Raw genomic sequence first — 23,547 nt, 5'->3', positions numbered from 1 at the left:
TTTAGAGGTGAAAATATGAGAGAATTTTTGATACTTTTAAGATATGGAATTTTTGTTGAAAACAATATGTACGGCGGGGGAAAGGTTAAAAAGGCCAGAAAAATAAAAAGGGCAAAATTTAAAAGTAACCTTTTCTGGAGTTTTCTTGGGGCCATGAGCTTTGGTGTGATAGTATTTTTCTTTATGAAGAATACATTTAATCAAATGGTTTCTGTAAATCCTGCGCTTCCTGAGATTATGATATCTTTCTGGATGACTCTTCTTTCGTTGTTTTTCATAGTTGGTTTTGTAGGGATAGCCATGTACTCTTTTGCAAGGAACGATGAAATAGAATTATTATTAACTCTCCCTATAAGACGAAGGATACTCACTGCGTACCAGTTATTTGTTTCTACAATATCGCAAGCGTTAGTGTTATCAATTTACATTTTTATTTATCTGGCATATGCTGTTGTGGTTAAAGAAGCTATATTACTGGCATTTTTAAAGTTAATTGTTCACGTGGCTTTTCTGATTTCCATTTCTTCAGTTATAGCTATTCTTTTAGGAGGAAAAGCTTCAAAAGGATTATCACGAAAGATTTCTCTGTTGGTTTCCCTTTCAATGATTTTTATATATTTCATAATAGTCGGGGCACAGGACGTTGATATAAGTAAATATGAAAATATAATCAAATTCATTCAGTTTTCACAATCTTCCTATAACGTATTTGCCTGGAGCTTTTTAGGAGGAGTTAAAATTTTATATTCAGCTTTGCTTTCGATAGTGTTTGGCTTTCTGTTTTTTGTAATGGCTGAAAAAATGAGCTTTGAACCTGTTCAGAGGAGGAGTGCAAAGAAGAAGCATGCAATAAAAGGAAGTGGCTCTTCAATACTGGCAATTTACAAAAAGGATTTTAAGGCGGTTTTAAGATACGAGCAGTTTCTTTTCTTTATACTGTATCCTGCGGGTTTTGGTGTATTTATGGGATTAATGAATCAAAATCCATTTGTAATGTTATTTACAGTCATTCCTATAACCACATTTTATGTTGCAATGGAGTCGGGAATACTTGCTTCGCGTGAATTTCTTTGTATGGATACAGCCAGAACTTTTCCTGTTCACTTTAAGAACATGATGTTCCCTAAAATCATAATACCTGCTTTGATAAACTTTCTTATAATTCTTGTGGTTTTTGGATTTATACTGTTTAAAGTGGAATTTAGTTACATGTACCTATTATTAATTGTTGTTCCGTTTATTTTGTTTGGCATGAGCGCGATTATAGGATCATATTTTGTGGCAAAAAATCCACCCAAGATAGAAAATATTGGAAAGATTTTTGGTGTGGGAGCAACTTTTGCCATCGAAGGGATAACCATGGGAATAGCGTTTGGATGTATTTTTCCACTCATTTATATTATAGAATCTTCGAAATTGTCTTTGATGGGATTAACAATTGCCTGGATTTCTTTTGTGGGTTCAGTAGCACTTGCTATATGGGTTTCTTATTATTTTTATAAGAAATTGAAAAAGTGTTTTTATTAGATACTGAAAAGACATCAAATTTTGTTCTTTCATTGTTATAAGAAACACCCCCTCAGATAAATTTTTATCATTTGAGGGGGTGTTTTTTCATAAAAGTCTTAAGTTTAATAAGTCTAAAGAGTACTACACAAAGTGTTTAAAAGCCAGGTGCTCCAGATACTCCATAGAGATTCAACCAGGGCATATCCAGAACAAGAGATGGTGACTTTACGTTGGATACATCTAATATAACAAGACCATTACTATCATCGGCAATGTATACATACTTTTCAGATACATAGAGACTTTTTGCTTCTCCGTCTGTATCAAAACGGCTAACTTTCACAGGCTTTTTGGGATTGGATACATCCAGTATCACAAGTCCTGCACGCCCACTTGCAATGTATGCATACTTTCCAAGTATACGGACCTTTTTTGCGCCTCCATAATCATTCCAGTATCCGATTTTTACCGGATTTGCTGGATTGGACACATCTATTATTACAAGGCCATTGTCATCATCGGCAACATATGCACGCCTTTTTTCGTCGACATAGACTCCATATGACCATCCATAAGTATCATATTTTCCAATCTGGAAGGGATACGAAGGGTTAGACACATCTACTATTACAAGGCCATTATCGAAATTGGCAATATATGCGTATTTTTCATCTACATAGACCCCTAAAGCATCATATCCTGTTCTTACTTCCCCTACTTTCACCGGATTTGCTGGATTAGACACATCTATTATTACAAGGCCATTATCATCGGCAGCAACATATGCATATTTTCCGACCACGTAAACGTCCCATGCATAATCGTCAGTGCGAAAATGTCCTACTTTTTTCGGCATTTTTGGATTGGACACATCTGTTATTACAAGGCCCTCGTAACCATCAGCGATATATGCATATTTTCCAGATATGTAAACTCTTCGTGCATTCCCTTTCGTATCAAAACGACTAACTTTCACAGGTTTTTTTGGATTGGATACGTCCAGTACTAAAAGGCCGTCTAATCCATCAGCAACGTATGCGTAGTTTTTAGATATATATACATCTTTTGCACTGTAACCATTTTTTAAGGAACCGATTTTTGCGGGATTTTCAGGATTAGATATATCAACGACCAAAAGATCATCTATCTTATCAACAATGTATGCAAAATTTCCGGATATATATAAATCCAATGGTTTGCTTGATGTAACACCTTTCCTGCCCTTTAAACTACTAACTTTCACTGGATTTGCTGGATCAGACACATCAACTATTACAAAATTTTCTTTTTCATCAATAACATATGCGAAATTCCCGGTTCCCAGAACTTTTAGTGCAGTTCCGGTATCAATTATGCCAACTTTTATTGGTTTTTCTATATTAGACACATCTATTATTTCAAGACCTTTGGAGCCATTTGCAACATATGCATATTTTCCAGACACATAGATTTGACGCAAGCTGCTTCCCAGGTACTTGCCGAGTTGCCCAACTTCCACTGGATTTGCTGGATCAGAAATGTTAAATATTATAAGGCCCTTGCGGGGATTAATAACATACGCATAGTTTCCAGATACGTAAACTCCATATCCCCCATCGCGAATATCCATTTGCCCAATTTCTACTGGTTTTTCTTTATTAGACACATCTACTATTACAAGTCCCTTGTTTTTATCAGCGATGTATACATAATTTCCGGATACATAAAATCCTCTGGTGTATTTATATTCAATATCAAATTGTCCAGCCTTCTCGGGATTTTTCGGGTTAGAGACATCTATTATAATAAAATTTCCTTTATTGTTGGTAACATACGCATAATTTCCTGATAATTGGATTTTTTTAGCCTCTATATCAATGTTCAGATGCTTCGCAATTTTTGGAAATTTCGGATTGCTAATATCTATGACAAATATTCCTTCCTCCCCGCCAGCGACTACAATGATATCATTTAGCGACAAATTCGTTACAGTATCAGTTGTTTCCTGAGTATTTACAGTTTTTTCAACGCTGGAGTTTGCTTTAGTGTTCGGATTTTCTGAGGGGTTTGTGTCTGCCTTAGTAGATGCTTTTACTTTGGCGTTTCCTGTGGCGTACAGTAGAGCGGCAAAAAGTGCAAGAGCTAGAAATAAAAATAGAAAAACTTTTTTTCGAGATAAGTTACTCACAATAAGACCTCCTTTAAAATATCAAAATGATAAGGTAAAATACAACACCACTCCTACTATTCTACCATGGAGCGGCACTTTTTGTAAACAACCACTTTTTCTAACATTATGATTGTTAGATTCAGCTTTATTTTAATTTTTTGACTTCAAATTTAAAGAATATGGCGCAGGAATTCTCTGGTTCTTTGGTGCTGAGGATTATTCATTATTTTTTCAGGCGTTCCTTCTTCTACAACCACACCTTTATCGATAAAAATGATTCTATCAGCAACTTCTCTGGCAAAGCCCATCTCGTGGGTTACGACAATCATAGTCATACCTGAGCGCGCTAAGTCTTTCATTACTTCTAATACTTCTCCAACGAGTTCTGGATCAAGAGCAGATGTTGGTTCATCAAATAACATCAGAACAGGTTCCATCATAAGTGCGCGCGCAATTGCTACTCGTTGTTTTTGCCCTCCTGAAAGACTTTCGGGGTAGGAGTTTATCTTTTCAAGAAGCCCAACTCTTTTCAGAAGTTCTTTTGCTTTTTCGATAACCGTTTCTTGAGATAATTTTTTAACTTTTATAGGAGCAAGAGTCAGGTTTTCGAGAACAGACATGTGTGGGAAAAGGTTGAAGTGCTGGAAAACCATACCTATTTTTGTTCGAATTTTATTTAAATTGGTGTTATGCCTGTCTATTACTTCTCCCAGGAAAATAATTTTTCCATCTTCATATTCTTCTAAATGGTTTATACATCTAAGCAAGGTACTTTTTCCGCCGCCACTTGGTCCGATTATGACAATTGTTTCTCCGCGGTCTACTGAGAGGTTTATTCCTTTTAATACTTTTAGATGGCCGAAACTTTTTTGCAAGTTCTCTATTTTTAAAATTTCACTCACGCTACCGCCATCCTTTTTTCTACATATCTTGTGATTCTGGAAATTATAAACGTAAGAATGAAGTATATCAGGGCTACTCCAAAGTAAATAGAAAAAGTCTGGAACGTTCGTGTGATAACAAATTGCCCTCTTCTCATTAATTCTGTAACACCTATTACAGAAGCGAGTGAACTATCTTTTGTCAGTGTAATAAATTCATTTCCAAGGGCGGGTAGTATGTTTTTAAATGCCTGAGGCAGAATTATATATCTCATTGTTTGCCAGTGGGTTAATCCAAGCGAGCGAGCCGCCTCATATTGTCCCCGAGAAATAGATTGGATGCCAGCTCGCACAATTTCTGCTATGTAGGCGCCACTGTTCAATCCCAGAGCTGTTATTGCAGCTGGGTATGCGTCTAATTGTATGCCAAGTTGTGGGAGTCCAAAATAAACAATAGAAATTTGTACTAAAAGAGGCGTTCCTCTTAAAAATTCAACGTACGCAGTACATGGAATGTTTATTATTTTGAGTTTCGATAGTCTTCCCATTCCTACAAAGGTTCCTATAATTAAACCTATTAACACGGAAAAAAACGTTAATCTTAATGTATCCCAGGCTCCAAGGAGTAAAAAAGGAAAGTTTTCTACAACTGTTGTTATTCCTCCCATTTGATTTTCACCCTCTTTGAAAAAATAAGTATTTAAAAGAAAGACAGCACGTAAGTTTTACGTGCTGTCTTTAAATAAAAATAATCATTGTTGAGCTTTTTCAAACCATTTTTCTACAAGTAAATCATAAGGACTTTTGAACATTTCTGAAATCACGTTGTTTACAAAATTCAAAAGCTCAGAATTTCCTTTTTTAACTGCTATTCCGTATTTTTCACCGGTATCAATTACAGCTGAAACGACAAATTTTGGGAATTTTTTTACATAAGCCCGGGCCACAGCTTCGTCTAAAACAACAGCATCAACTCGTTTGTTTTGAAGTTCGAGGAAAGCGTCAGTAAATTTCTGGAATCTGACGACTTTTATTTCTGAAATTTCTGAAACGACTATGTCTCCAGTAGTGCCAAGTTGAACTGCTACTTTCCTTCCTTTTAAATCTTCTAATTTTACTGGCCTGAATTTCTCACCTTCTCTGACGACTATAGACTGATTTGCGTTGAAATATGGGACGGAAAAATCTACGACTTTAGCACGTTTTTCGGTAATTGTCATCCCGGCTATTATAAGATCGATTTTATTTTGCATTAAGGCGGGTATCAGGGAGTCAAATGGTAAATTCACAATTTCAAGCTTTACGCCAAGTTTGTCCGCTATACGTTGTGCAATGTCAATATCGAAACCTACTATATTGTTATTTTCATCGACATATTCAAATGGAGGAAAAGTTGGTTCTGTACCAACTAATAGCTTACCTTTTGCCTTTATTTCTGTAATTGTGGCGGAAAATACCATGGAAAAAATGATGACAGACAGTATTACCACTATCATTTTTTTCATACCCTATCCCTCCCCTGGATTTATTGTTCACTAAAAATTTAAAACCACACTGAGCTCAAATTGCTCAGGCTCGAATTGTTCGTTCAAACTTACAAAGGCCCATCCTTGCAGTATTCCAAGATCTAAACCTGCTCCGGCTTTGTAAGGAATTTCAAAATTGGAATAAACTCCATAAAATGACAGAGTTTTTCCAAAAATAACCTTCACAGAGTACAGGAGTTCTTGTTGCTCTAAGAATAGTTTTAAATCTTTAAATGTTACGTCTATACCAAACTTTTGATATCTCTCAGAGTAAAGATTTATGCGGAGTGCTGCGTTGAGAGGATCAAAGTCAGGGTTCATGTTTATTTCCCCGTTAATAATCGTAAAGAAATTGTGAGGAATGTATGAGATGTCAACTCTATTGTAGCTTCTGTAAGTTTCTTTTTGACCTGCTATTCCAAAAGCTATCGATGGAATGCCTACAAGATATATATTATCAGTTCCAAGTACAAATGGAGCAGCAACAGCTGCGTACAACGGACCAAATGTTAAAGCCATGGCACCCTCAAAATCTAAAAATTCCGGGGAATCAATAGTGGTAGATGAAAAAGTTGTAAAAGCGTGAATTCCAATTGTTATTAGTGGAAAGTCAATTCGAACAGTTCCGTCAATGCCAATAACTTCCTTCTCCAGATAAAGATCGTTGTAATAGGTTCCACTTACTTTTAGAAAATAATCTCGGGCAATAATATCAGAAGGTTGTTCTATAAGACTGCTGTTTATTGTAAAGGAAAATCCTAAGGAACCAACAAGTAATATCAAAATAAACAGCAGATGCTTTCTCATAATATATCTCCTCCCTCCTAAAAAGGTTTTGATTAAATTTAACTTCTTATGTTGAGAACGGCATTTCTTTAAATATGATTATAACATATTTTTAATATCTTTTACAAAATAGTCTTCTCCTATATTGTCAGCGAGGTTGGCCTTCCATTCATGTCATTCCGAACCCAAAGGGTGAGGAATCTTATGATTAGCGAGGTTGGCGAGAGTTAGCAAGGTTGGTAAAAAGAAAGATCCTTCGCTACGCTCAGGATGACAAAAAAGGTTGACATTCCGAGGAGCGTAGAAGGTGAGGGCTCCAACCCACCCCTGTCATTCCGAACCCGAAGGGTGAGGAATCTTATATTTAGCGAGGGTTAGCGAGATTAGCGAAAAAAGAGCCACGAAATTTCGTGGCTCTTTGATTATTCTACAGTCACACTTTTTGCAAGATTGCGAGGCTTATCTGGATCGTATCCTTTCATGTCAGCAACAAAATAAGCGAATATTTGAATAATGGGAGCAATAACCAGCGGGTACATATCTTCCGGGCTTTCTGGCACAAAAATAACATCATCAGCTATCGATGAAATTTCTTTGTTTCCTTCAGTTGTTATTGCAATAATTCTTGCCTTTCTTGCTTTTGATTCCTCTATATTACTTTTCATTTTTTCATAAAGCGAATCTTTTGGAGCTATTGCAAAAACGGGAAAAGTTGGGTCAAGAAGAGCGATAGGTCCATGTTTTAATTCGCCAGCTGGATATGCTGTTGCATTTATATAACTAATTTCCTTTAATTTCAACGCTCCTTCCAGAGCAGTTGGGTAATTTATTCCACGTCCTATGTACATAAAGTGGTTAAAGTTTTTATAATATGAAATAAGTTCTTTTAAATCTATTGTTTCAAACATTTTTCTGAAAATATCCGGGGAATTTTTCAAAAAGTTCAGGTCTTTTTCTAAATTTTCAGACCATACGTTTCTTTTCTTCAAAATACTCATTCCAAGTAAATATAATACAACTAACTGATTTATATATGTTTTTGTAGCAGCTACCCCTATTTCCGGGCCTGCATTCATGTAGATTGTAGCGTCGCTTTCCCGGGTAATTGTGGAACCAACAACGTTGGTTATTGCTATTACTTTTGCACCTTTTCTCTTTACAACTCTAACAGATTCTAATGTATCAGCGGTCTCTCCTGATTGAGAAATTGCTATAACTGCGGTATTATCGTCAATATAAACGTTTCTATACCTGAATTCTGAAGCAACGTCCACTTCTACATCTATGTTTATATGTTTTTCAAGGAAATATTTGAATACTAAAGCAGCATGATAACTTGTTCCACAGGCGACTACTTTAATTTTGTTAATAGTTTCCAGATTAAATTCTTCAATTTCTTTCAAAAATGGTCCCTCAAGTTTTATTCTCCCTACAAGCGCGCTTTCAATTGCTTCAGGTTCTTCGTATATTTCTTTTATCATAAAATGTTTATATCCACCTTTTTCTGCAGACGACTCGTCCCAGGTAATATGAATAGTTTTCCTTAATACTATATTTCCATTGACGTCTGTTATTCTAATATCATTTCCTTTCAAAATTGCAATATCACCATCTTCAAGGAATACAACATCCTTTGTGTATTTTATTATTGGGGTTATATCAGAGGCTAAAATTGTTTTGTCATTAGCCTTTCCAACAACAAGAGGGCTTCCTTTTCTTGCCGCTATGAGTGTTTCAGGATGTGCTTTGTGCATAACAGCAATAGCGTATGCACCTTTTAATTTTTTAACACTTTTGAGTACGGCAGAGTACAGATCTCCTTCATAATTTTCTTCAATAAGATGCGCAATAACTTCAGTGTCTGTATCTGATTTGATAGTGTGACCGTTTTTTATTAATATTTCACGAAGCTCAGCGTAGTTTTCTATTATTCCGTTATGAACAATGGCTATATTACCTGTACAATCAGAGTGGGGATGAGCATTTATGTCATTTGGCGCACCATGGGTTGCCCACCTTGTGTGGGCTATGCCGATGTTTGAGAACAGGTCAGGTTCAACTATTTTTCTAAGATTGCTTATTCTTCCTATAGATTTCTTTATGTTTACTTTTTCCGTGGATAAGAAAGCAACACCTGCAGAATCATAACCTCTGTATTCAAGTTTTTGAAGATCATCTATCAATTCTCCAACAGTAAACTCAGTCCCCACTATCCCTACTATTCCGCACATTTTCCAGCGCCTCCTTTATTTTTTCTGGCAGGCGATTTTTAACTCCGTTTTTTGCAACTTTTAAAGCGTTATATATTGCTATTCTGTCAGAATTTCCGTGAGCTTTTACTACCACTCCGTTAACTCCTATGAAAAACGTTCCTCCATACATTCTTGGATCTATCTTCTTTTTCAAATTCCTGAAGGTTTTGTACATAAGCAGCGCACCAATAGCTCCAAGTATATTTTTTTTGGCTTCAGATTTTATCATATTTGAAATTAATTTTGCAACACCTTCCATGGTTTTCATAGCTACATTTCCAGCAAAGCCATCGGAGACAATGACATCAACTACACCTTTATTTATGTCATTTCCCTCTATATTTCCTAAAAATTGCTCTTTAAAAATATTTTCTAAAAGGGTAAAAGCTCCTTTTTCGCGCTGGGTACCCTTATTTTGCTCGGTTCCCACATTCAATAATCCAACTGTGGGGTTTTCAATTCCCATAACTTTTGCATATTCAACAGCCATTATTCCAAATTGAGCAATGACTGAGGATTTAACATCAATATTGGCTCCTGCATCGGCAAGAATTGAAAAACCTTTCTCTGTTGGAATTGGTACTGCGAGCGTTGGACGTTCTATTCCTTTTATTCTTCCAACTACAAAAGTTGCGCACGAGAGAAGAGCACCTGTATTTCCAGCACTTACAACGCCATCCGCTTCTTTGTCTTTAACAAGCCTGCAACTTGTATACATTGTACTCTTTTTTCTTCGAAGTGCTTCCGTTGGTTTTACATCCATGGGGAGGTAATCTTCTGTTCTAACAACAGAACAATTTTCTGGAATTTCAATATCTTTAAACGCTTCGTCTATTCCAACCAGAATTAATTTTGTGTCTTTGTTGTTTCTGGCAAACGTTACAGCGCCAGCTAATATTTCAGCTGGCGCCTTGTCTCCTCCCATAACATCTACTGCTAATTTTATCATTTTGCTAATTCAAACACCTGTTTCTTTCCATAGTATCCACAGCTCAAACATACCCTGTGAGGAAGCTTGGGAGCGCCACAGTTTGGACAAACAGAAACTGGTACTGAAAAGGCTCTGTAAATTTTTGCTCTTTTATGATGTGTTCTGCTGCGAGATCTTTTTTGTTTTGGAACAGCCATAATTTATCCCTCCTCTTTTTCATTTTTATTCAACATATCTTTTAATTTTTCTAATTTTGAAAAAGCGGACTTGTTTATCGTATAGCTTTCGTTTTTTTCGCACTTGTGATCGGGGTTTTTGTTTAAGTTCACTCCACAATATGGGCAGAGCCCTCTGCAAGTCTCTTTACAGTAAAACACATCTGGCGCTGCAACAATTAGCGCTTCGATTATTCGTTCTTCGAGATCTATAGTATCACCTTTGTAGTATATCACATTTTTTAGATCTTCTATTTCGGAATTTTTAAAATTTGGTTCATTTTTTAAGTCATAAACAGCTTCTATTGTACCGTTAAGTTCCATTACAGACATTTCAAGGCATCTATCACATGGTCTTTCAACTTTTCCTCGAACGTACCCGCCAACTACTATAGTGTTATTGGTATAAACTAAAGAAACTTTAACGGAAAAAATGCCATTAATTACTTTGTAAGTCCCTGTGTGAAGCTCTATTACATCTTTTTCATAGTTTCCTTCTATTTTGAGTTTTTTGTTTGCTATGACATCTTTGACATTTATAATCCACTTCAAGATTAACACCTCTTTTAATTTTGTGGTATTATATAACTGAGTTAGATTAAGGGGGTGAGATAATTTGATGATCAGGTTGACTTTTATTTTGATACTAATTTGGTCTACCCTTTTTGCTTTTGCATTTGTACACGATCCAGTATTATACCTTACATCTTCAAGACTAAACGTGCAATTTCAATTTTACACCAACGGGGTACAATTTTCCATATATAATCCTATAGTTTACAGAATCGTATCATTTAATACATTTACGAAAAACATGCGGTATCCCAGTATAGTAAAAGGGTTAGCCTATCTTGAATCAGGCTTTAATATTCATGCTTTGTCAGGTGTTGGAGCTATGGGAATTGCTCAGTTTAAAGATATTGCGGCAAAAGATTATGGGGTGTCAAACGCCTGGAATCCATCGCAAGCTTTAAATGGGGCGGACAGAATGCTGAGATTTCTTGTGAAAGAGTACGGAAGTCTTGAAAAAGCACTTGCTATTTATAATGTTGGAGCTTCAAATTATAAAGAAAGTGCGAGCATGCGTAAGGCGGGGAAAAATTATGCACAAAAAGTATTTTCTCTGGCAAATAAAATAAGTAACAATTCATCTTTATATGATAGATATGTGCTGTATATTTCTGGAGGATATTTTGTTACTGAAGATTCGACACTTATAACAGCTGGTGTTGGGGGAATGTGGAGTATTTTAGGTACAACTGATTTTGATGTGTTTTCCGATTTTGAATTTTCAAAAGATGCTACAGGAGTTAATATTTCAGAAGTAACAATTGGTGCCGACGCTTTTGTGAGGTTAAGCCATTTTAACTCATTAGTATTTGGTTATAGATTGGGTTATAATAATTCAGTGGTGAAATCAGGGCCGGTACTTGGATATTTTCATACAAAGCCTGTGGGGTATAATTTTGGATTAAAATACGATTTCTCTGAGGGATTTGACATTTCAGCTTTTTCCATTATTGTTGGTTATGGGGCAAAAAGTTGGCGTTTAGGTGCAGGATATGATAGTTTACGAAAAAATATATTTTTTGAATTGAGATTTTGAGGTGATAAATTTTATGGATTGGTTTCGAAAATTTTTGGATAGTTTTCAGAAAATTCCTGAATTCTGGAAGAAAGCAAATCCTGTCCAGAAGATACTTATAATGGCAGTGACGTTTTCTGTTGTAATTGCAATTATAATAACTATAATATTGAATGCCCCAAAGTATGTTTTACTTATTACAGCCAACAATGAATCTGATGCGGGAGCCATAATTCAGCAACTTGAATCATTGAATATTCCATATCGTGTTGAAGCCGGAAATCGTATACTTATTCCCTCTTCGTATAATGTTTACGAGGTTCGAATGAAGATAGCGACAACCGGGGCGTTGGGCGGAACTTCGTCAGGTTTTGAAATTCTTGAGCAAACAAGCTTTGGCGCGACGAGTTTTGATAAGCAGGTGAAATATCAAATAGCGCTTCAAGGAGAGTTAGAAAGGACTATATCTACTATAAACGGTGTAAAGTATGCTCGTGTTCATCTGACGTTACCTAAAGTATACTTATTATGTTCGCGGGGATATGGCGGAACCCCGGGCCTCGGTACAGCTTGTTTTAGAACCAGGTGTAACACTTTCTAAAGAACAAATAAAAGGTATAATTTATCTTTTGACAGGTGCGGTTGAAGGATTAAAACCGGAAAATGTGAAGGTGATTGACAACTACGGTAGAGCATTAAGTGATCTTGTTAATTTAAGTGGAAGTCTTTATGCGGCAGGAACGAAAATAGAACTTAAAATGCAGCTTGAAAATTATTACAGATCAAAAATCAAACCTGCGCTTGAAAATGTTTTTGGTATAGATAGGGTAGAAGTTATTACGGATGTGAGATTAAATTGGGAGAAAACAGAAAAAACCATAACAACTTACAGTTCTCCAAGAGGCGGACTATTGAGAAGTCAGGAAAAAGAAACTGAAAAAACTGTAAATAAGCCTGCAAATGGAGGGCCAGTAGGAACAGAATCTAATGTGCCAACAACATTGTATCAATCTGTGGAAAGTAGTGAATCAACGGTTTATGAGAAGACCCATGAGATTTCAAATTATGAGCTAAATCAGATAGTTGAAAATATAGTAAATAATTCGGAAGGAGAAATAGAAGATATTTCCGTATCTGTTATAATTGATTCTTCGTCCACAGTGTTGAATTCCATGAATAAGGAAGAGGTAAAAAAAGTGGTGTCTGATATTGTGCAAAAAAGCATTCTGGCAAATTCCAGGGATGCTACACTTGCTTATTCGCTTGCATTTATACCCTTTAGCAGGGAATTGGAAGAACAGATAAATATGGAGCTGGAGAAGCAGCGATTGCAACAAAGCTTCATATATAAAATGATTCTAATATTGATAGCTACCGTTCTGATATTCTTTGGATCTTATGGAACAATTGTCCAGATACGAAAAGTTAAAGCTCGAAAACTCATAGAAGAAAGGTATAAAACCCTTGAGGAAGAGGTTAAAAGAAAGATTGAAGAAACAAGTAAAGAAGAAGCTGAGGAATTACTATCTGAAGCGCAAAAAGTTATTGAGGAACTTAAAGCATATGCCAGAAAAATTGCTGAAAAATCTCCAGAAGAGGCAGCGGCTGTTATCAGAATATGGCTTTCTGAAAGAGGGTGAATTTTATGCCTGAAAAGGGAATAGCAGGTAAAAGAAAAGCTGCAATTTTATTGGTTTTGATGGGGCCAGAAACCGCGGCTAATGTTCTGAAAAATTTAGATGATACAGAAGTGGAACAACTAACCATAGAAATAGCAAATCTTGGGAAAGTGAGTGATGAAGAAAGAGAAGCGGTTCTTCAGGAGTTTCAAAATCTTACCAAAGCAAGAGAATTACTTTTGTCCGGTGGTATTGATTATGCTAAAGAGATGTTGATAAAAGCTTTTGGTCCAGAAAGAGCTATGAAGATAATTGAAAGACTTGTTTCGAACCTCCAGGTGAAACCTTTTGAATTTATGAGACTTGCGGATCCAGTTCAGATAGTTAATTTCCTTCAATCTGAGCATCCTCAAACGATAGCTCTCGTACTGAGCTTTTTAGATCCCCCTATTGCGGCGCAAGTTTTATCTTCGCTGCCTGAAAATGTACAGACAGAGGTTGTTAAAAGAATAGCGTTGCTTGAAAGGGCATCGCCGGATGTTGTAAAAGAAATAGAGAAAAATCTTGAAAAGAAATTCTCCGGTCTGGGTGTTCAAACAATGAGTCAGGTTGGAGGAATTGACACAGCTGCTGAAATTATTAATAACATAGATAGAGCAACAGAAAGAGCCATTATGGAAAAGCTTGGATATGAATCTCCAGAACTTGCAGAGGAAATCAGGCGCAGGCTATTTGTATTTGAGGATCTTCTCAAACTTGATGATAGATCTGTACAGCTGGTGTTAAGAGAAGTTGATACACGTGATCTTGCTATAGCTTTAAAAGGCGCTTCAGAAGAACTTAAAGAAAAAATATTTAACAACATGTCAAAGAGGGCTGCACAATTACTCAAAGACGAACTTGAATTTATGGGGCCAGTGCGGGTAAAAGATGTGGAAGAGGCCCAGCAAAAAATAATAAATGTTGTAAGGCGTCTGGAAGAAGCGGGAGAGATAGTTATAGCCAGAGGTGGCGGAGAAGAATTAATTGTTTAAATTTTAGTTGGCCGAACTAAGTAATAAAATGGAGGTTTTCTTTTGTTTGACGAAACAGTTTTTTGTGTTATGGATACCGAAACTACAGGATTAAACCCATTTTATGGTGATAGAATAATAGAAGTTGCAATAGTTCCAGTTTATAAGGGAAAAATAGTTGAAGAGTGGATTTACCACTCTCTTATAAACCCGAAAATAAGAATACCTGCACTTGTTGAGAAAATTCATAAAATTTCGAATAGTGAGATAGCGAACGCTCCCGGACTCGAAAACATGGTGAATAGCATTCGCGCTTATTCCAAAGGTACAGTTTTTGTTATGCATAATGCAAATTTCGATCTATCGTTTGTTGACTTCGCAACAAAGGAAATAGGAGAATTTCCTATTTCTTTTCGATACATTGATACCCTGGAAATTTGCCAGGTTTTGTATGGCAGAAAAAGATCTCTGGAAAGCTTAATAAGGGAATTTAAGATAGGTGAAAATGTTCCACATAGAGCTCTTGAGGATGCTATTTTGACGGCTAAGGTTTTTATAAAATTGGTAGAGAAGATAGGTTATAGACATATTTCAGAATTTATTCGGAAATGGCAGGGGAGGGGGTATTAATGGTAAAGAACTTTATACTGGATACAAATGTTTTGATTCATGATCCATTGTCAATTTACTCATTCCAGGATAACAATGTTTTAATACCATTGCCAGTACTCGAAGAACTTGACAAACTTAAAAGAAATCCAGGTAATGTTGGAAAGTCTGCCAGAGACGTTATACGTGAACTTGATAAACTCCGCGAAAAGGGGAAACTTTCTGAAGGAGTAAAGCTGGACAGTGGAGGGACATTGAAAGTAATAACTCTTTCAAGAGAGGTTAAAGAGCACGTTGATTTTTTGTTTGAAAAGTATGTTGATAACTGGATATTGGTTTACACACTTCATGTAAAAAACAGTTCAAAAATTCCGACATTTTTAGTTTCCAAAGATATAAATTTGAGGGTGAAAGCCGATTCTCTTGGAATACCAACTCAGGATTATTTAAGTGATAGGTCAGAGCTTGAAACTTTAAACCCGGGATATTTTGAAACTGCCAATATAGAAAAATGTGATAGGGCATCTCTTTACCCAAATTTATATATTGATGATAGGCGGCGATATTACAGATTTGATGGGGAAAATTTTATAGAGTTGCATAAGAAGATTGAAGCGTGGGGAATAAAACCGCGAAATCGTGAGCAATTCTTTGCTATGGATGCTCTTTTAAACGATAATATAAAACTGGTATCTCTTATAGGAATTGCAGGGACGGGAAAAACTTTTATTACTCTGGCATGTGCTCTTCAGAAGGCGGTTACTGAGCAAAAATATGAAAAAATAATAGTTGCTCGACCTCTTGTAGCTATGGGGGGGAAAGAAATAGGTTACCTTCCCGGAAGTTATGAGGAAAAAATGCGTCCGTGGATGGCGCCTATTTATGATAATCTTGAGTATCTTTTCAGAATAGCCAACATGAATATGAAAGAATTTATGAAGAAAGGGATACTTGAAATAGAAGCTTTAACATATATAAGAGGACGCTCTATACCAAACCAATTAATTATAATAGATGAGGCGCAGAATCTAACCCCGCATGAAGTAAAAACAATACTTACAAGAGCGGGGGAAAATACCAAGGTAGTACTTCTGGGAGATGTTTATCAGATAGATACCCCATATTTAGATAAAAACAGTAATGGACTTATTTACGCTGCTACAAAATTTTTGAACAGTTCATTGGCTGCGCATATTGTTCTTATAAAAGGGGAGCGTTCTACTCTTGCAACAGAGGCGGCAAATTTATTGTGAGGAGGTCGTTAAAATGGAAGTTATTGTAGGAAATCTTGAACTTTTCAGTATTCCCTCCGGGATAGCTAATCTATGGAATATTATATATCAAGCTAAAATTGAGCTTTTGTCAGCTATATCACAGGAATATCCAGATTCACACTTTAAATTCTTCAATATTTTTGGAGAATATGGACTTGAAGATAAAGTTTATGAGGTTTTATCTCTTCATTTTAAAAGCTTTGAAATAATAAATGGTGAAGATTTAGAACTAAACTCTTCACCAATAAATAATATTCCAAAGATATTAGTTGATGGGGAAGAAAGAATAGTAGATGTACCAACGGTTGGTATACATTATATTGATGGGATAGAAAAAATTCCTTCCAGAGAACACGATACAGAGATATTGGTTATTAACGCTATTATAAATCAGAAAAGTTATGAAGAACTTTCGAAAGATTATATTGTGGTTTCTCTCGTTGAAAAATTTGAAACAAAGAATTTGTTTGAAGATACTTTATTAAAAAACATAGATGATGATATTCTTAAATTCCTGGTTTTAAAGGTTTTAAGGGGTGAGAACATATGTTGATTAAACGTTTAAAAATAGATGGATTTGGTAAACTAAAAAGAAGGGATTATAAGTTTAAGCCGGGAATGAATGTTATTTATGGGCCAAACGAATCTGGAAAAACGACGCTGGCGTATTTTATACTTAATGCCCTTTCTCGCCCTGGCGAAGAACTTAGAAAGTATGAACCATGGGATTATGAAAATTTTGGCGGGGAAATATTTACTGATACGGGAAATTATAAAGTGGACTTTTTTAACGGAGAATTCAACGAAATTGTGGAAAGGGATCTTTTTGAAACAGTGGCTTTTATAATGGAAGGAGAAAAGTTAACAACTACTAAGGAAAAAGATGCGTTTGTTATATCTTATATGAAGAAGAAAATGCAGAAAAACGAGTGGGGTTTAAGATTGTCCAATGCTATTGAAGCAGTGGACAAATATTCATTGAAGATACAGGAATGTATTGATAAAACTTTTGAGGAAATAAATAAACTGAATGAAGAAATATCCAGTATTAAAGAACAGGTAAAAGAATACAATGCTTTGTTTAAAGAAAAGAAAAATTTAGCAGAACAGGTTAAAGCAGCAAAGGAATTGTTGAAAAAGAAAAAAGAAGAACTTGAAATACTGAAAGAAGATTATCTAAGAGGTTTGAGGAAAGAATTAGGAGAATTAAAAATAAGAAAGGAATCTTTGCATAAGCGTTTTCAAAATTACGAATGGATCGGGGAGCTTGACAAAGAAAAAATCCTTCAGGCCAGAGAATTTTTTGAGCATGTAAAAGTGGCAGAAAGGAATATTGAAGGGTTGTCTGGACAGGTAGAAGAACTGGAAAAAAATTTGAAAGAAATAGAAGAATCTTTACAGAGTAAGTTAAAACAGCTCAATGTAGAAGATGAAAATGAACTTGACAATGTTTATTTGAGAATAAAAAATATTTCACTTTTGAAAAAGATGTATGATGAAAAAAAAGAAAGAGTGGAAAAGGCTTTCGGGGACAATCCCCTATGGAAATTGTTTTACGAGGATGAAAGTGTTGTTGAAAAATTAGAACAGGAAGCGTATGAGTACAAAAAACAGCAGGAAGTTGTTCAGGAAAAATTAGAGCAGGCGAGAAAGAAAATGATAAGCACAGAAGAAACTGTGAGATTACATAGAGATTTTAGTATATCGCTATTTTTGGCTGCGATTGTGACTTTGATTCTGGGATTCTTTTTTAAAGATTTAAATTTGTGGATGTTTGCTGGAACAGTTTTTCTTGGAATTCTTGGAATAGTAGAAACTATTTTCTGGAGAAGAAAGGAGTTAGAAAGAGAGACTATAACAAATGAAGTTGAAAGTTTGACAAGGGCAAGGGTGTCCAAACCAGAATATTTAAAATTTCTGAAAAAATACAATCTTAACGATTTAAAAGAACTACGAGAGAAATTCTATGAGTATTTACAATGGAAAGCGCAGAGCGCAGAACAGAAAAAGTTGAGTGATGATTTAAAAGAACTGGAATCTGAAATAATTAAGGAACTCAAAAACTTCAGTGTGGGTTCAGCTGCTCAGATGATAGATTCAAGTGTTGACTATCTGAATAGACTTTATTCTGAAGCACAAAAATTGTTGCTTTCAAAAGCTTCCCTGGAAAGGGAACTGAATAATATTAAGGATAAAATATTGAAGCAGAGAAAAGATAAAGAAGTTATGCAAGAGCGGTTAAATAAAATTCTGCAGGAGGTAAAACTATCTTACGACGATTTGAGAAATTATGAAGAAATTTATGAAGAATATTTGCAAATTCGCGATGAACTTGCAAAGATAGAAAGCAAAATGTCTATTCTTGAAAACCAGATAGAAAATCACATATATTCAGATGAAATTAACGAAAAGATAGTGGAAATATCTGAAATTGAACATCAGATAGTAGAAAATGAAAAACATTATTCTGCTATCTCGAACAATTTAGATAATACGCAGGTGGATTTTGATAGATTACTTTCTCTTTTGAAACAACGTGATGAACTCCAGCAAAAGTTGGCCTTTTTGAAAGTTGTTCCTTCTAATCTGTCGGGTGCAAAAAGGATATTTGAGGAAAAATTGTATGAATATGTGGAAAATTATGGAAAGAAGTTTAAGGAAGAATTTTCAAGAATTATTTCCACGGTAATTGAGAGATCTCTTCCAATTGTTATAGAAAATAATCTTTCAGTAAAACTTACAATCAATGGTGACACCGCAGAACCTGATGAAATTCTCAGTAGTGCCACTTTTGATCAAATGTTATTTGCATATAAAATAGCTCTTTATCATTCTATTTCTGAGTATAACCTTCCTTTGATAATAGACAACGCTTTCATAAGATACGATGATAAAAGATTGGAAAATACTATTAAAATTCTCAAAAAAGAGGCGAGTAAAAGACAGGTACTGTTACTTACAAGTGATAAGCGAATCCTGAATTATTTTGATGACATAATATTGCTGGAGGGATAATATGTACAAACGGGTGCTTTTAAAATTAAGTGGAGAAGTTCTCAGTGGAGAAGGAGAAAAGGGATTTAACTATGAGAGGGTAAAATATTTAATAGAAGAGTTAAAAAGTATACTGGAATATGGAACTAACGTAGGTATCGTTATAGGAGCAGGGAATTTGTTTAGAGGTCGTGAGATGGAAGAACTTTCTCCGACAATAGCTGATCAAATAGGTATGTTAGGAACGGTTATTAATGCTCTTTATTTAAAAGATATTTTTGAGAAAGAAAATGTAAAAACAGTGGTTGTTTCTCAGGTTTCCACACTACCTTCTATAAGGCCAATTCATTACGATGATATAAATCTTTATTTTGACGCGGGATACGTTGTTATTTTTGCTGGTGGAACGAGTAATCCTTTTTTTACCACGGATACAGCGGCGGCTTTGAGAGCGGTGGAAATGAAAGCGGAAATATTAATTAAAGGAACAAAGGTTTCGGGAATCTATGATAAAGATCCTAAAATATATAACGATGCGGTTTTATATGAGAAATTAACCTACGATGAAGCCATAGATAAAAATTTGAAAATAATGGACACAGAAGCTTTTTCTATTTGCAGAAGGTATTCCATGAAAATTCTGGTGATGAACTTCTTTAAAAAGAGGAATCTTCTTTATGCAATAAGAGGCGAAAATGTTGGGACGCTTGTTGTCCCGAGTGAGTTATAATGTGGTATCCGGGGCATATTGAAAAGGCCAAAAGGAAGATAAAAGAATTTGTAAAGGCAGTGGATACTGTACTTATAATTCTTGATGCAAGAGCTCCATTAGCTACAACTGCTTTTGAGATGGGAATATTTAAAAATAAGCAGTTGATATTTGTGTTAAACAAAGCAGATATAGCAAATGATAATTACACTAAAATATGGAAAAAGAAGATAGCTCATACTAACCCTGTTGTGGTTTTTCACAAAAAAATGTCGTCGAAGCAATTGAAAGATTTTGTGATTAAAAATTCAAAAAGTAAATACGGTGAAATTCGATTACTGGTTGCTGGCGTTCCAAATGTTGGCAAATCTACTATAATTAATAAGTTTTCTGAGAAAAAGAACGTGAAAACAGGAGCTATTCCAGGTATAACTCGTGGCATTCAATGGATAAACCTTGGAAGAATAAAATTATTAGATACTCCAGGCATATTATATTCTAAGTTATTTAATAAAGATATAGCAGCAAAGTTGCTTTTAATAGGTTCTATACCTTTTGAAAGTGTAAGTGATTATGAAATAGTCAAAAAAGCGTTTGAAATATTTAAAGTCGAAGCAAAAGTAGAGGAAACGTATGAAGAATTCATTGAAAAGTTTGGTGCTTCTCGTGGTTTTTTAGGCAAAGGAGGAGTATGTGATATAGAACGTTCTCAATCAACATTTTTCAAGCTTGTCTCTGAAGGAAAAATGGGAAAATTTACATACGATAAGGAGGTAAATCTATGGATGCAAAAATAATTAATTCTTTAATTAACTCTGTACATTCCACATTTAAAACAGTGCTTAAAGTAGAGCCTGAAATAATGAAACCAGAACTTGATAGGGAAATAGAGCCGAAATATCCAATAGTGACTGTTATAGGTTTTAACGGGGCAATAGAAGGAAATTTGATATACTCCTTTAGCGAAACAACAGCTATAAAAGTTGTCTCAACTATGATGGGAATGCCGTACGAAACCCTTGATGAATTAGCACTTAGTGCATTGGGAGAGCTTGGGAATATGACAAGCGGTTCTATAGCGATGAATCTTGAAAAAAACGGATATAATGTTGATATTACACCTCCAACGGTGATTACAGGAAAAGAAATAAAAGTTACCGCAGAAGGAGTGATTTTAAAACTACCACTGAATATTTTTGAAAAAGGTGATTTTGAAATCCATATGGTTTTAAGAGGTGGTAAATAGTGATTGTTCTTACAAGTGTGTTGAAGGAGGAAATTATAGGAGCTTTTAGAGAGCTTTTACCCGTTCTTGAAAACGGAGAAATTATAAAAAGGCCTTATACAAGGGGAATAATTGGTAGTAATGAAATAGTATTGGTCTATGGACTTATTGGAAAAGTAGAGGCAGCAATGCTGGCACAGGCAATAATAGATAAATTTAACCCCCGCTATTTCATTCATTGCGGAGCTGCTGGGGCTTTGAATCCGGAGCGAAAGATAGGGGACATTGTTTGTGGAAACTTGTATATAGAGCATGATGTTTATGCTCGCCAGGGTGCAAAATGTGAGATCTATGGTTCTCAAATTTTAACAGAAAAAATAGTGGATGTATATGATAAAGTCATTATAGGAACAATAGCCAGTGGAGATGTATTTGTAGAATCTGAAGATGAAAAAGCGAAAATATATGAGGTTACAAAAGCAGAGGTTGTAGATATGGATAGTAGTGCCATGGCGAAAGTATGTTATGAAAATGGAGTAGATTTTTGTGCTTTAAAAATAGTGGTTGATACAAGTGAAAAAGAAACAAGAAAAGAGTATAGATTAAACTTTAAAAAACTTGCACCATTTCCTTCAGCGATAGTCGCTGAAATGTTGGAGAAGCATTTGCTATAACCTGGAATGTATATTATTCAGGAGGAAAGAATGATGTTTTATGTTTCAAAAGAATTTTTATTTGATGCAGCTCACAATCTGATTAGTTATAAGGGGAAATGTGAAAAACTTCACGGGCACACATATAAGCTTGTTGTGACAGTTTGTGGAGAAAGAGATGATGAAGGTATACTGCTGGATTTTTTGATTTTGAAAAAAGTTGTTAAGGAGAAAGTTTTAAATATTCTTGATCATTCTTACATTAATGAAATTATTCCTCAACCAAGCGCCGAAAATATCGCAGAGTGGATATGGAAACAATTAGAAGAAGATTTGAAAGGGAAAAATTATAGACTTTACGAGGTAAAAGTTTATGAGACTCCAACCTCTTATGTAACTTACAGGAAGGATTGAGAAAGTGTTCAATTTTGATCGTATACCAGATAGAAGCGGGACAAATTCATTTAAATGGGATTGGAAGTGGAGAGGAAAATCTTCAGAAATCCTTCCTATGTGGGTAGCTGATATGGATTTTGAGGCCCCTCCTGAAGTTATAGCGGCTATAATGGATAGAGCGAAACATGGAGTATATGGCTATACATTTTATCCACAGAGTTATTTTGAATCTATTATAAACTGGTTTGACTCTATGCACGATTATAAAATAAAAAGAGAATGGATATTGACAATACCTGGTGTGGTACCTGGTATTTCTTTTGCAATACAGGCGTTTACATTGCCTGGCGATGGGATTATAGTACAACCTCCTGTTTACAGTCCATTTTATAAAGTGATTAGTGAACTTGGGCGAAAAATAATATTGAATCCTTTAAAGGAAAGAAATGGTTATTATGAAATGGACTTTGAAAATCTTTTAAATATTATAGACGATAGAACTAAAATGCTTATTTTGTGTAGCCCACATAATCCAGTTGGAAGAGTATGGAGAAAAGAAGAACTTTTAGAACTTGGAAAAATTTGTTTGAAACATAACATTTTGGTAGTTTCAGATGAAATCCACTGCGATATTGTATATTCTCCGCACAAGCATACTGTATTTTCTTCTCTTTCAAAGGAAATTTCCGACATATCCTTGGTTTTAACAGCTCCAAGCAAAACCTTTAATATAGCTGGTCTTCAAATGGGAAATGCTATAATACCGAATTTTGAGCTACGAAAACGTTATAAAGCTCTTCTAAAATCACACCATCTTGTTATGTCAAATTTGTTTGGGATAGTTGCTACTGAGGTGGCGTATAAATACGGGAAACAGTGGCTGGAAGAACTGCTGGTTTATCTCAAAGGTAATGTAGATTTTGTGCAGGCATTTTTACAAAAAAATATCCCAGAAGTCAGGCTGACTATTCCTGAAGGGACATTTCTGTTGTGGCTTGATTTTAGGCAGTTTAGAGAGGATATTAATAAAATGCTTTTAAGCAATAATTTATGGCTCAGTGATGGGAACGAATTTGGTTTTGGAGGGAAGGGATTTCAAAGAATGAATATAGCTACATCACGTGATATAATAAAAAAAGCGATGAATATTATAAAATCTACCGTTGAAAGTGTGAAAAAAGTTTAATTTTTGGAACTTGAAACAAATCAGTTTAAATCAGC

General features: G+C 35.2%; 23 protein-coding genes and 1 pseudogene. 15 read left to right on the top strand and 9 right to left on the bottom strand.

What is annotated here, in order from left to right; genetic code table 11:
* Positions 1 to 15 precede the first annotated feature (15 nt).
* Positions 16 to 1,527 (top strand): hypothetical protein, encoded by a 1,512-nt coding sequence (locus JYK00_RS01675; protein WP_207566992.1) that lies wholly within the window; start codon positions 16 to 18, stop codon positions 1,525 to 1,527.
* Positions 1,528 to 1,663: 136 nt separating this feature from the next.
* Here the strand turns inward: JYK00_RS01675 and JYK00_RS01670 are convergent, their stop codons facing one another.
* The 9 genes and pseudogenes from JYK00_RS01670 to JYK00_RS01630 form a co-directional block, all read right to left on the bottom strand.
* Positions 1,664 to 3,676 carry an LVIVD repeat-containing protein gene (locus JYK00_RS01670; protein WP_207566991.1) on the bottom strand — a complete coding sequence of 671 codons (2,013 nt, stop codon included), beginning with the start codon at positions 3,674 to 3,676 and terminating at the stop codon, positions 1,664 to 1,666.
* Positions 3,677 to 3,828: 152 nt separating this feature from the next.
* Positions 3,829 to 4,560 (bottom strand): amino acid ABC transporter ATP-binding protein, encoded by a 732-nt coding sequence (locus tag JYK00_RS01665; protein ID WP_323128248.1) that lies wholly within the window; start codon positions 4,558 to 4,560, stop codon positions 3,829 to 3,831.
* Positions 4,557 to 5,207, bottom strand: coding sequence for an amino acid ABC transporter permease (locus JYK00_RS01660; RefSeq protein ID WP_207566990.1), 651 nt, complete (start codon positions 5,205 to 5,207; stop codon positions 4,557 to 4,559). The genes JYK00_RS01665 and JYK00_RS01660 overlap by 4 nt, the downstream gene beginning before the upstream one ends.
* A gap of 84 nt (positions 5,208 to 5,291) precedes the next feature.
* A complete protein-coding gene (locus tag JYK00_RS01655; protein WP_207566989.1) occupies positions 5,292 to 6,044 on the bottom strand; it encodes a basic amino acid ABC transporter substrate-binding protein in 753 nt (250 codons plus the stop codon).
* Between the two features lie 30 nt (positions 6,045 to 6,074).
* Positions 6,075 to 6,872: a hypothetical protein gene (locus JYK00_RS01650; protein ID WP_207566988.1), complete on the bottom strand. Its 798-nt coding sequence runs from the start codon at positions 6,870 to 6,872 to the stop codon at positions 6,075 to 6,077.
* A 401-nt stretch (positions 6,873 to 7,273) separates the two neighbouring features.
* Complete coding sequence (gene glmS / locus JYK00_RS01645) at positions 7,274 to 9,082, bottom strand: glutamine--fructose-6-phosphate transaminase (isomerizing) (RefSeq protein ID WP_207566987.1); 1,809 nt, start codon at positions 9,080 to 9,082, stop codon at positions 7,274 to 7,276.
* A pseudogene (plsX, locus tag JYK00_RS01640) lies at positions 9,070 to 10,052 on the bottom strand (phosphate acyltransferase PlsX). Before plsX ends, glmS begins: the two are co-directional and overlap by 13 nt.
* Entirely contained in the window at positions 10,049 to 10,231 is a 183-nt protein-coding gene (gene rpmF / locus JYK00_RS01635; RefSeq protein WP_207566985.1) for a 50S ribosomal protein L32, read from the bottom strand. Before rpmF ends, plsX begins: the two are co-directional and overlap by 4 nt.
* 3 nt (positions 10,232 to 10,234) lie before the next feature.
* On the bottom strand, positions 10,235 to 10,801 hold the full coding sequence (locus JYK00_RS01630) for a YceD family protein (protein ID WP_207566984.1): 567 nt from the start codon (positions 10,799 to 10,801) through the stop codon (positions 10,235 to 10,237).
* Between the two features lie 67 nt (positions 10,802 to 10,868).
* On the opposite strand from JYK00_RS01630, the gene JYK00_RS01625 reads away from it, so the two are divergent.
* Genes JYK00_RS01625 through JYK00_RS01565 form a run of 14 tightly spaced genes read left to right on the top strand, consistent with a single transcriptional unit; the run spans position 10,869 to position 23,512 of the window.
* A complete protein-coding gene (locus JYK00_RS01625) occupies positions 10,869 to 11,855 on the top strand; it encodes a lytic transglycosylase domain-containing protein (protein ID WP_207567589.1) in 987 nt (328 codons plus the stop codon).
* A 13-nt stretch (positions 11,856 to 11,868) separates the two neighbouring features.
* Positions 11,869 to 12,435, top strand: a complete 567-nt coding sequence (locus JYK00_RS09765) for a hypothetical protein (protein ID WP_266097024.1) — start codon at positions 11,869 to 11,871, stop codon at positions 12,433 to 12,435.
* Positions 12,377 to 13,474, top strand: coding sequence for a flagellar M-ring protein FliF C-terminal domain-containing protein (locus JYK00_RS09760; protein WP_266097023.1), 1,098 nt, complete (start codon positions 12,377 to 12,379; stop codon positions 13,472 to 13,474). Before JYK00_RS09765 ends, JYK00_RS09760 begins: the two co-directional genes overlap by 59 nt.
* A gap of 5 nt (positions 13,475 to 13,479) precedes the next feature.
* Entirely contained in the window at positions 13,480 to 14,487 is a 1,008-nt protein-coding gene (fliG, locus tag JYK00_RS01615) for a flagellar motor switch protein FliG (RefSeq protein ID WP_207566983.1), read from the top strand.
* Positions 14,488 to 14,529: 42 nt separating this feature from the next.
* A complete protein-coding gene (locus JYK00_RS01610) occupies positions 14,530 to 15,096 on the top strand; it encodes a 3'-5' exonuclease (RefSeq protein WP_207566982.1) in 567 nt (188 codons plus the stop codon).
* Positions 15,096 to 16,328, top strand: a complete 1,233-nt coding sequence (locus tag JYK00_RS01605) for a PhoH family protein (protein ID WP_207566981.1) — start codon at positions 15,096 to 15,098, stop codon at positions 16,326 to 16,328. Before JYK00_RS01610 ends, JYK00_RS01605 begins: the two co-directional genes overlap by 1 nt.
* 13 nt (positions 16,329 to 16,341) lie before the next feature.
* A complete protein-coding gene (locus tag JYK00_RS01600; RefSeq protein WP_207566980.1) occupies positions 16,342 to 16,902 on the top strand; it encodes a hypothetical protein in 561 nt (186 codons plus the stop codon).
* Positions 16,896 to 19,364, top strand: coding sequence for an ATP-binding protein (locus JYK00_RS01595; RefSeq protein ID WP_207566979.1), 2,469 nt, complete (start codon positions 16,896 to 16,898; stop codon positions 19,362 to 19,364). Before JYK00_RS01600 ends, JYK00_RS01595 begins: the two co-directional genes overlap by 7 nt.
* A gap of 1 nt (position 19,365) precedes the next feature.
* Positions 19,366 to 20,073 (top strand): UMP kinase, encoded by a 708-nt coding sequence (gene pyrH, locus JYK00_RS01590; RefSeq protein ID WP_207566978.1) that lies wholly within the window; start codon positions 19,366 to 19,368, stop codon positions 20,071 to 20,073.
* Positions 20,073 to 20,849: a GTPase gene (locus JYK00_RS01585; protein ID WP_207566977.1), complete on the top strand. Its 777-nt coding sequence runs from the start codon at positions 20,073 to 20,075 to the stop codon at positions 20,847 to 20,849. The genes pyrH and JYK00_RS01585 overlap by 1 nt, the downstream gene beginning before the upstream one ends.
* Complete coding sequence (locus JYK00_RS01580; protein WP_207566976.1) at positions 20,834 to 21,298, top strand: chemotaxis protein CheX; 465 nt, start codon at positions 20,834 to 20,836, stop codon at positions 21,296 to 21,298. Before JYK00_RS01585 ends, JYK00_RS01580 begins: the two co-directional genes overlap by 16 nt.
* Complete coding sequence (locus tag JYK00_RS01575) at positions 21,298 to 21,951, top strand: 5'-methylthioadenosine/S-adenosylhomocysteine nucleosidase (protein WP_207566975.1); 654 nt, start codon at positions 21,298 to 21,300, stop codon at positions 21,949 to 21,951. Before JYK00_RS01580 ends, JYK00_RS01575 begins: the two co-directional genes overlap by 1 nt.
* Positions 21,952 to 21,984: 33 nt before the next feature.
* The gene (gene queD, locus JYK00_RS01570) at positions 21,985 to 22,344 is read left to right on the top strand and encodes a 6-carboxytetrahydropterin synthase QueD (protein WP_207567588.1); all 360 of its coding nucleotides are present in this window, start codon (positions 21,985 to 21,987) and stop codon (positions 22,342 to 22,344) included.
* Between the two features lie 4 nt (positions 22,345 to 22,348).
* Positions 22,349 to 23,512 (top strand): MalY/PatB family protein, encoded by a 1,164-nt coding sequence (locus JYK00_RS01565; protein ID WP_207566974.1) that lies wholly within the window; start codon positions 22,349 to 22,351, stop codon positions 23,510 to 23,512.
* Positions 23,513 to 23,547: the final 35 nt, after the last annotated feature.

It is taken from the genome of Thermosipho ferrireducens (genome assembly GCF_017358165.1).
In the GTDB taxonomy this organism is placed as follows: domain Bacteria; phylum Thermotogota; class Thermotogae; order Thermotogales; family Fervidobacteriaceae; genus Thermosipho_B; species Thermosipho_B ferrireducens.
The sequence above is the reverse complement of the archived record's forward strand: the minus strand, read 5'-3'. Positions and strand labels throughout refer to the sequence as shown.

Coding starts and splice junctions, on each gene's coding strand:
- JYK00_RS01675 (WP_207566992.1), top strand. CDS start 16: ATGAGAGAATTTTTGATACTTTTAAGATATGGAATTTTTGTTGAAAAC.
- JYK00_RS01660 (WP_207566990.1), bottom strand. CDS start 5,207: ATGGGAGGAATAACAACAGTTGTAGAAAACTTTCCTTTTTTACTCCTT.
- JYK00_RS01655 (WP_207566989.1), bottom strand. CDS start 6,044: ATGAAAAAAATGATAGTGGTAATACTGTCTGTCATCATTTTTTCCATG.
- JYK00_RS01650 (WP_207566988.1), bottom strand. CDS start 6,872: ATGAGAAAGCATCTGCTGTTTATTTTGATATTACTTGTTGGTTCCTTA.
- glmS (WP_207566987.1), bottom strand. CDS start 9,082: ATGTGCGGAATAGTAGGGATAGTGGGGACTGAGTTTACTGTTGGAGAA.
- rpmF (WP_207566985.1), bottom strand. CDS start 10,231: ATGGCTGTTCCAAAACAAAAAAGATCTCGCAGCAGAACACATCATAAA.
- JYK00_RS01625 (WP_207567589.1), top strand. CDS start 10,869: ATGATCAGGTTGACTTTTATTTTGATACTAATTTGGTCTACCCTTTTT.
- JYK00_RS09765 (WP_266097024.1), top strand. CDS start 11,869: ATGGATTGGTTTCGAAAATTTTTGGATAGTTTTCAGAAAATTCCTGAA.
- JYK00_RS09760 (WP_266097023.1), top strand. CDS start 12,377: ATGGCGGAACCCCGGGCCTCGGTACAGCTTGTTTTAGAACCAGGTGTA.
- fliG (WP_207566983.1), top strand. CDS start 13,480: ATGCCTGAAAAGGGAATAGCAGGTAAAAGAAAAGCTGCAATTTTATTG.
- JYK00_RS01605 (WP_207566981.1), top strand. CDS start 15,096: ATGGTAAAGAACTTTATACTGGATACAAATGTTTTGATTCATGATCCA.
- JYK00_RS01600 (WP_207566980.1), top strand. CDS start 16,342: ATGGAAGTTATTGTAGGAAATCTTGAACTTTTCAGTATTCCCTCCGGG.
- JYK00_RS01595 (WP_207566979.1), top strand. CDS start 16,896: ATGTTGATTAAACGTTTAAAAATAGATGGATTTGGTAAACTAAAAAGA.
- pyrH (WP_207566978.1), top strand. CDS start 19,366: ATGTACAAACGGGTGCTTTTAAAATTAAGTGGAGAAGTTCTCAGTGGA.
- JYK00_RS01585 (WP_207566977.1), top strand. CDS start 20,073: ATGTGGTATCCGGGGCATATTGAAAAGGCCAAAAGGAAGATAAAAGAA.
- JYK00_RS01580 (WP_207566976.1), top strand. CDS start 20,834: ATGGATGCAAAAATAATTAATTCTTTAATTAACTCTGTACATTCCACA.
- queD (WP_207567588.1), top strand. CDS start 21,985: ATGTTTTATGTTTCAAAAGAATTTTTATTTGATGCAGCTCACAATCTG.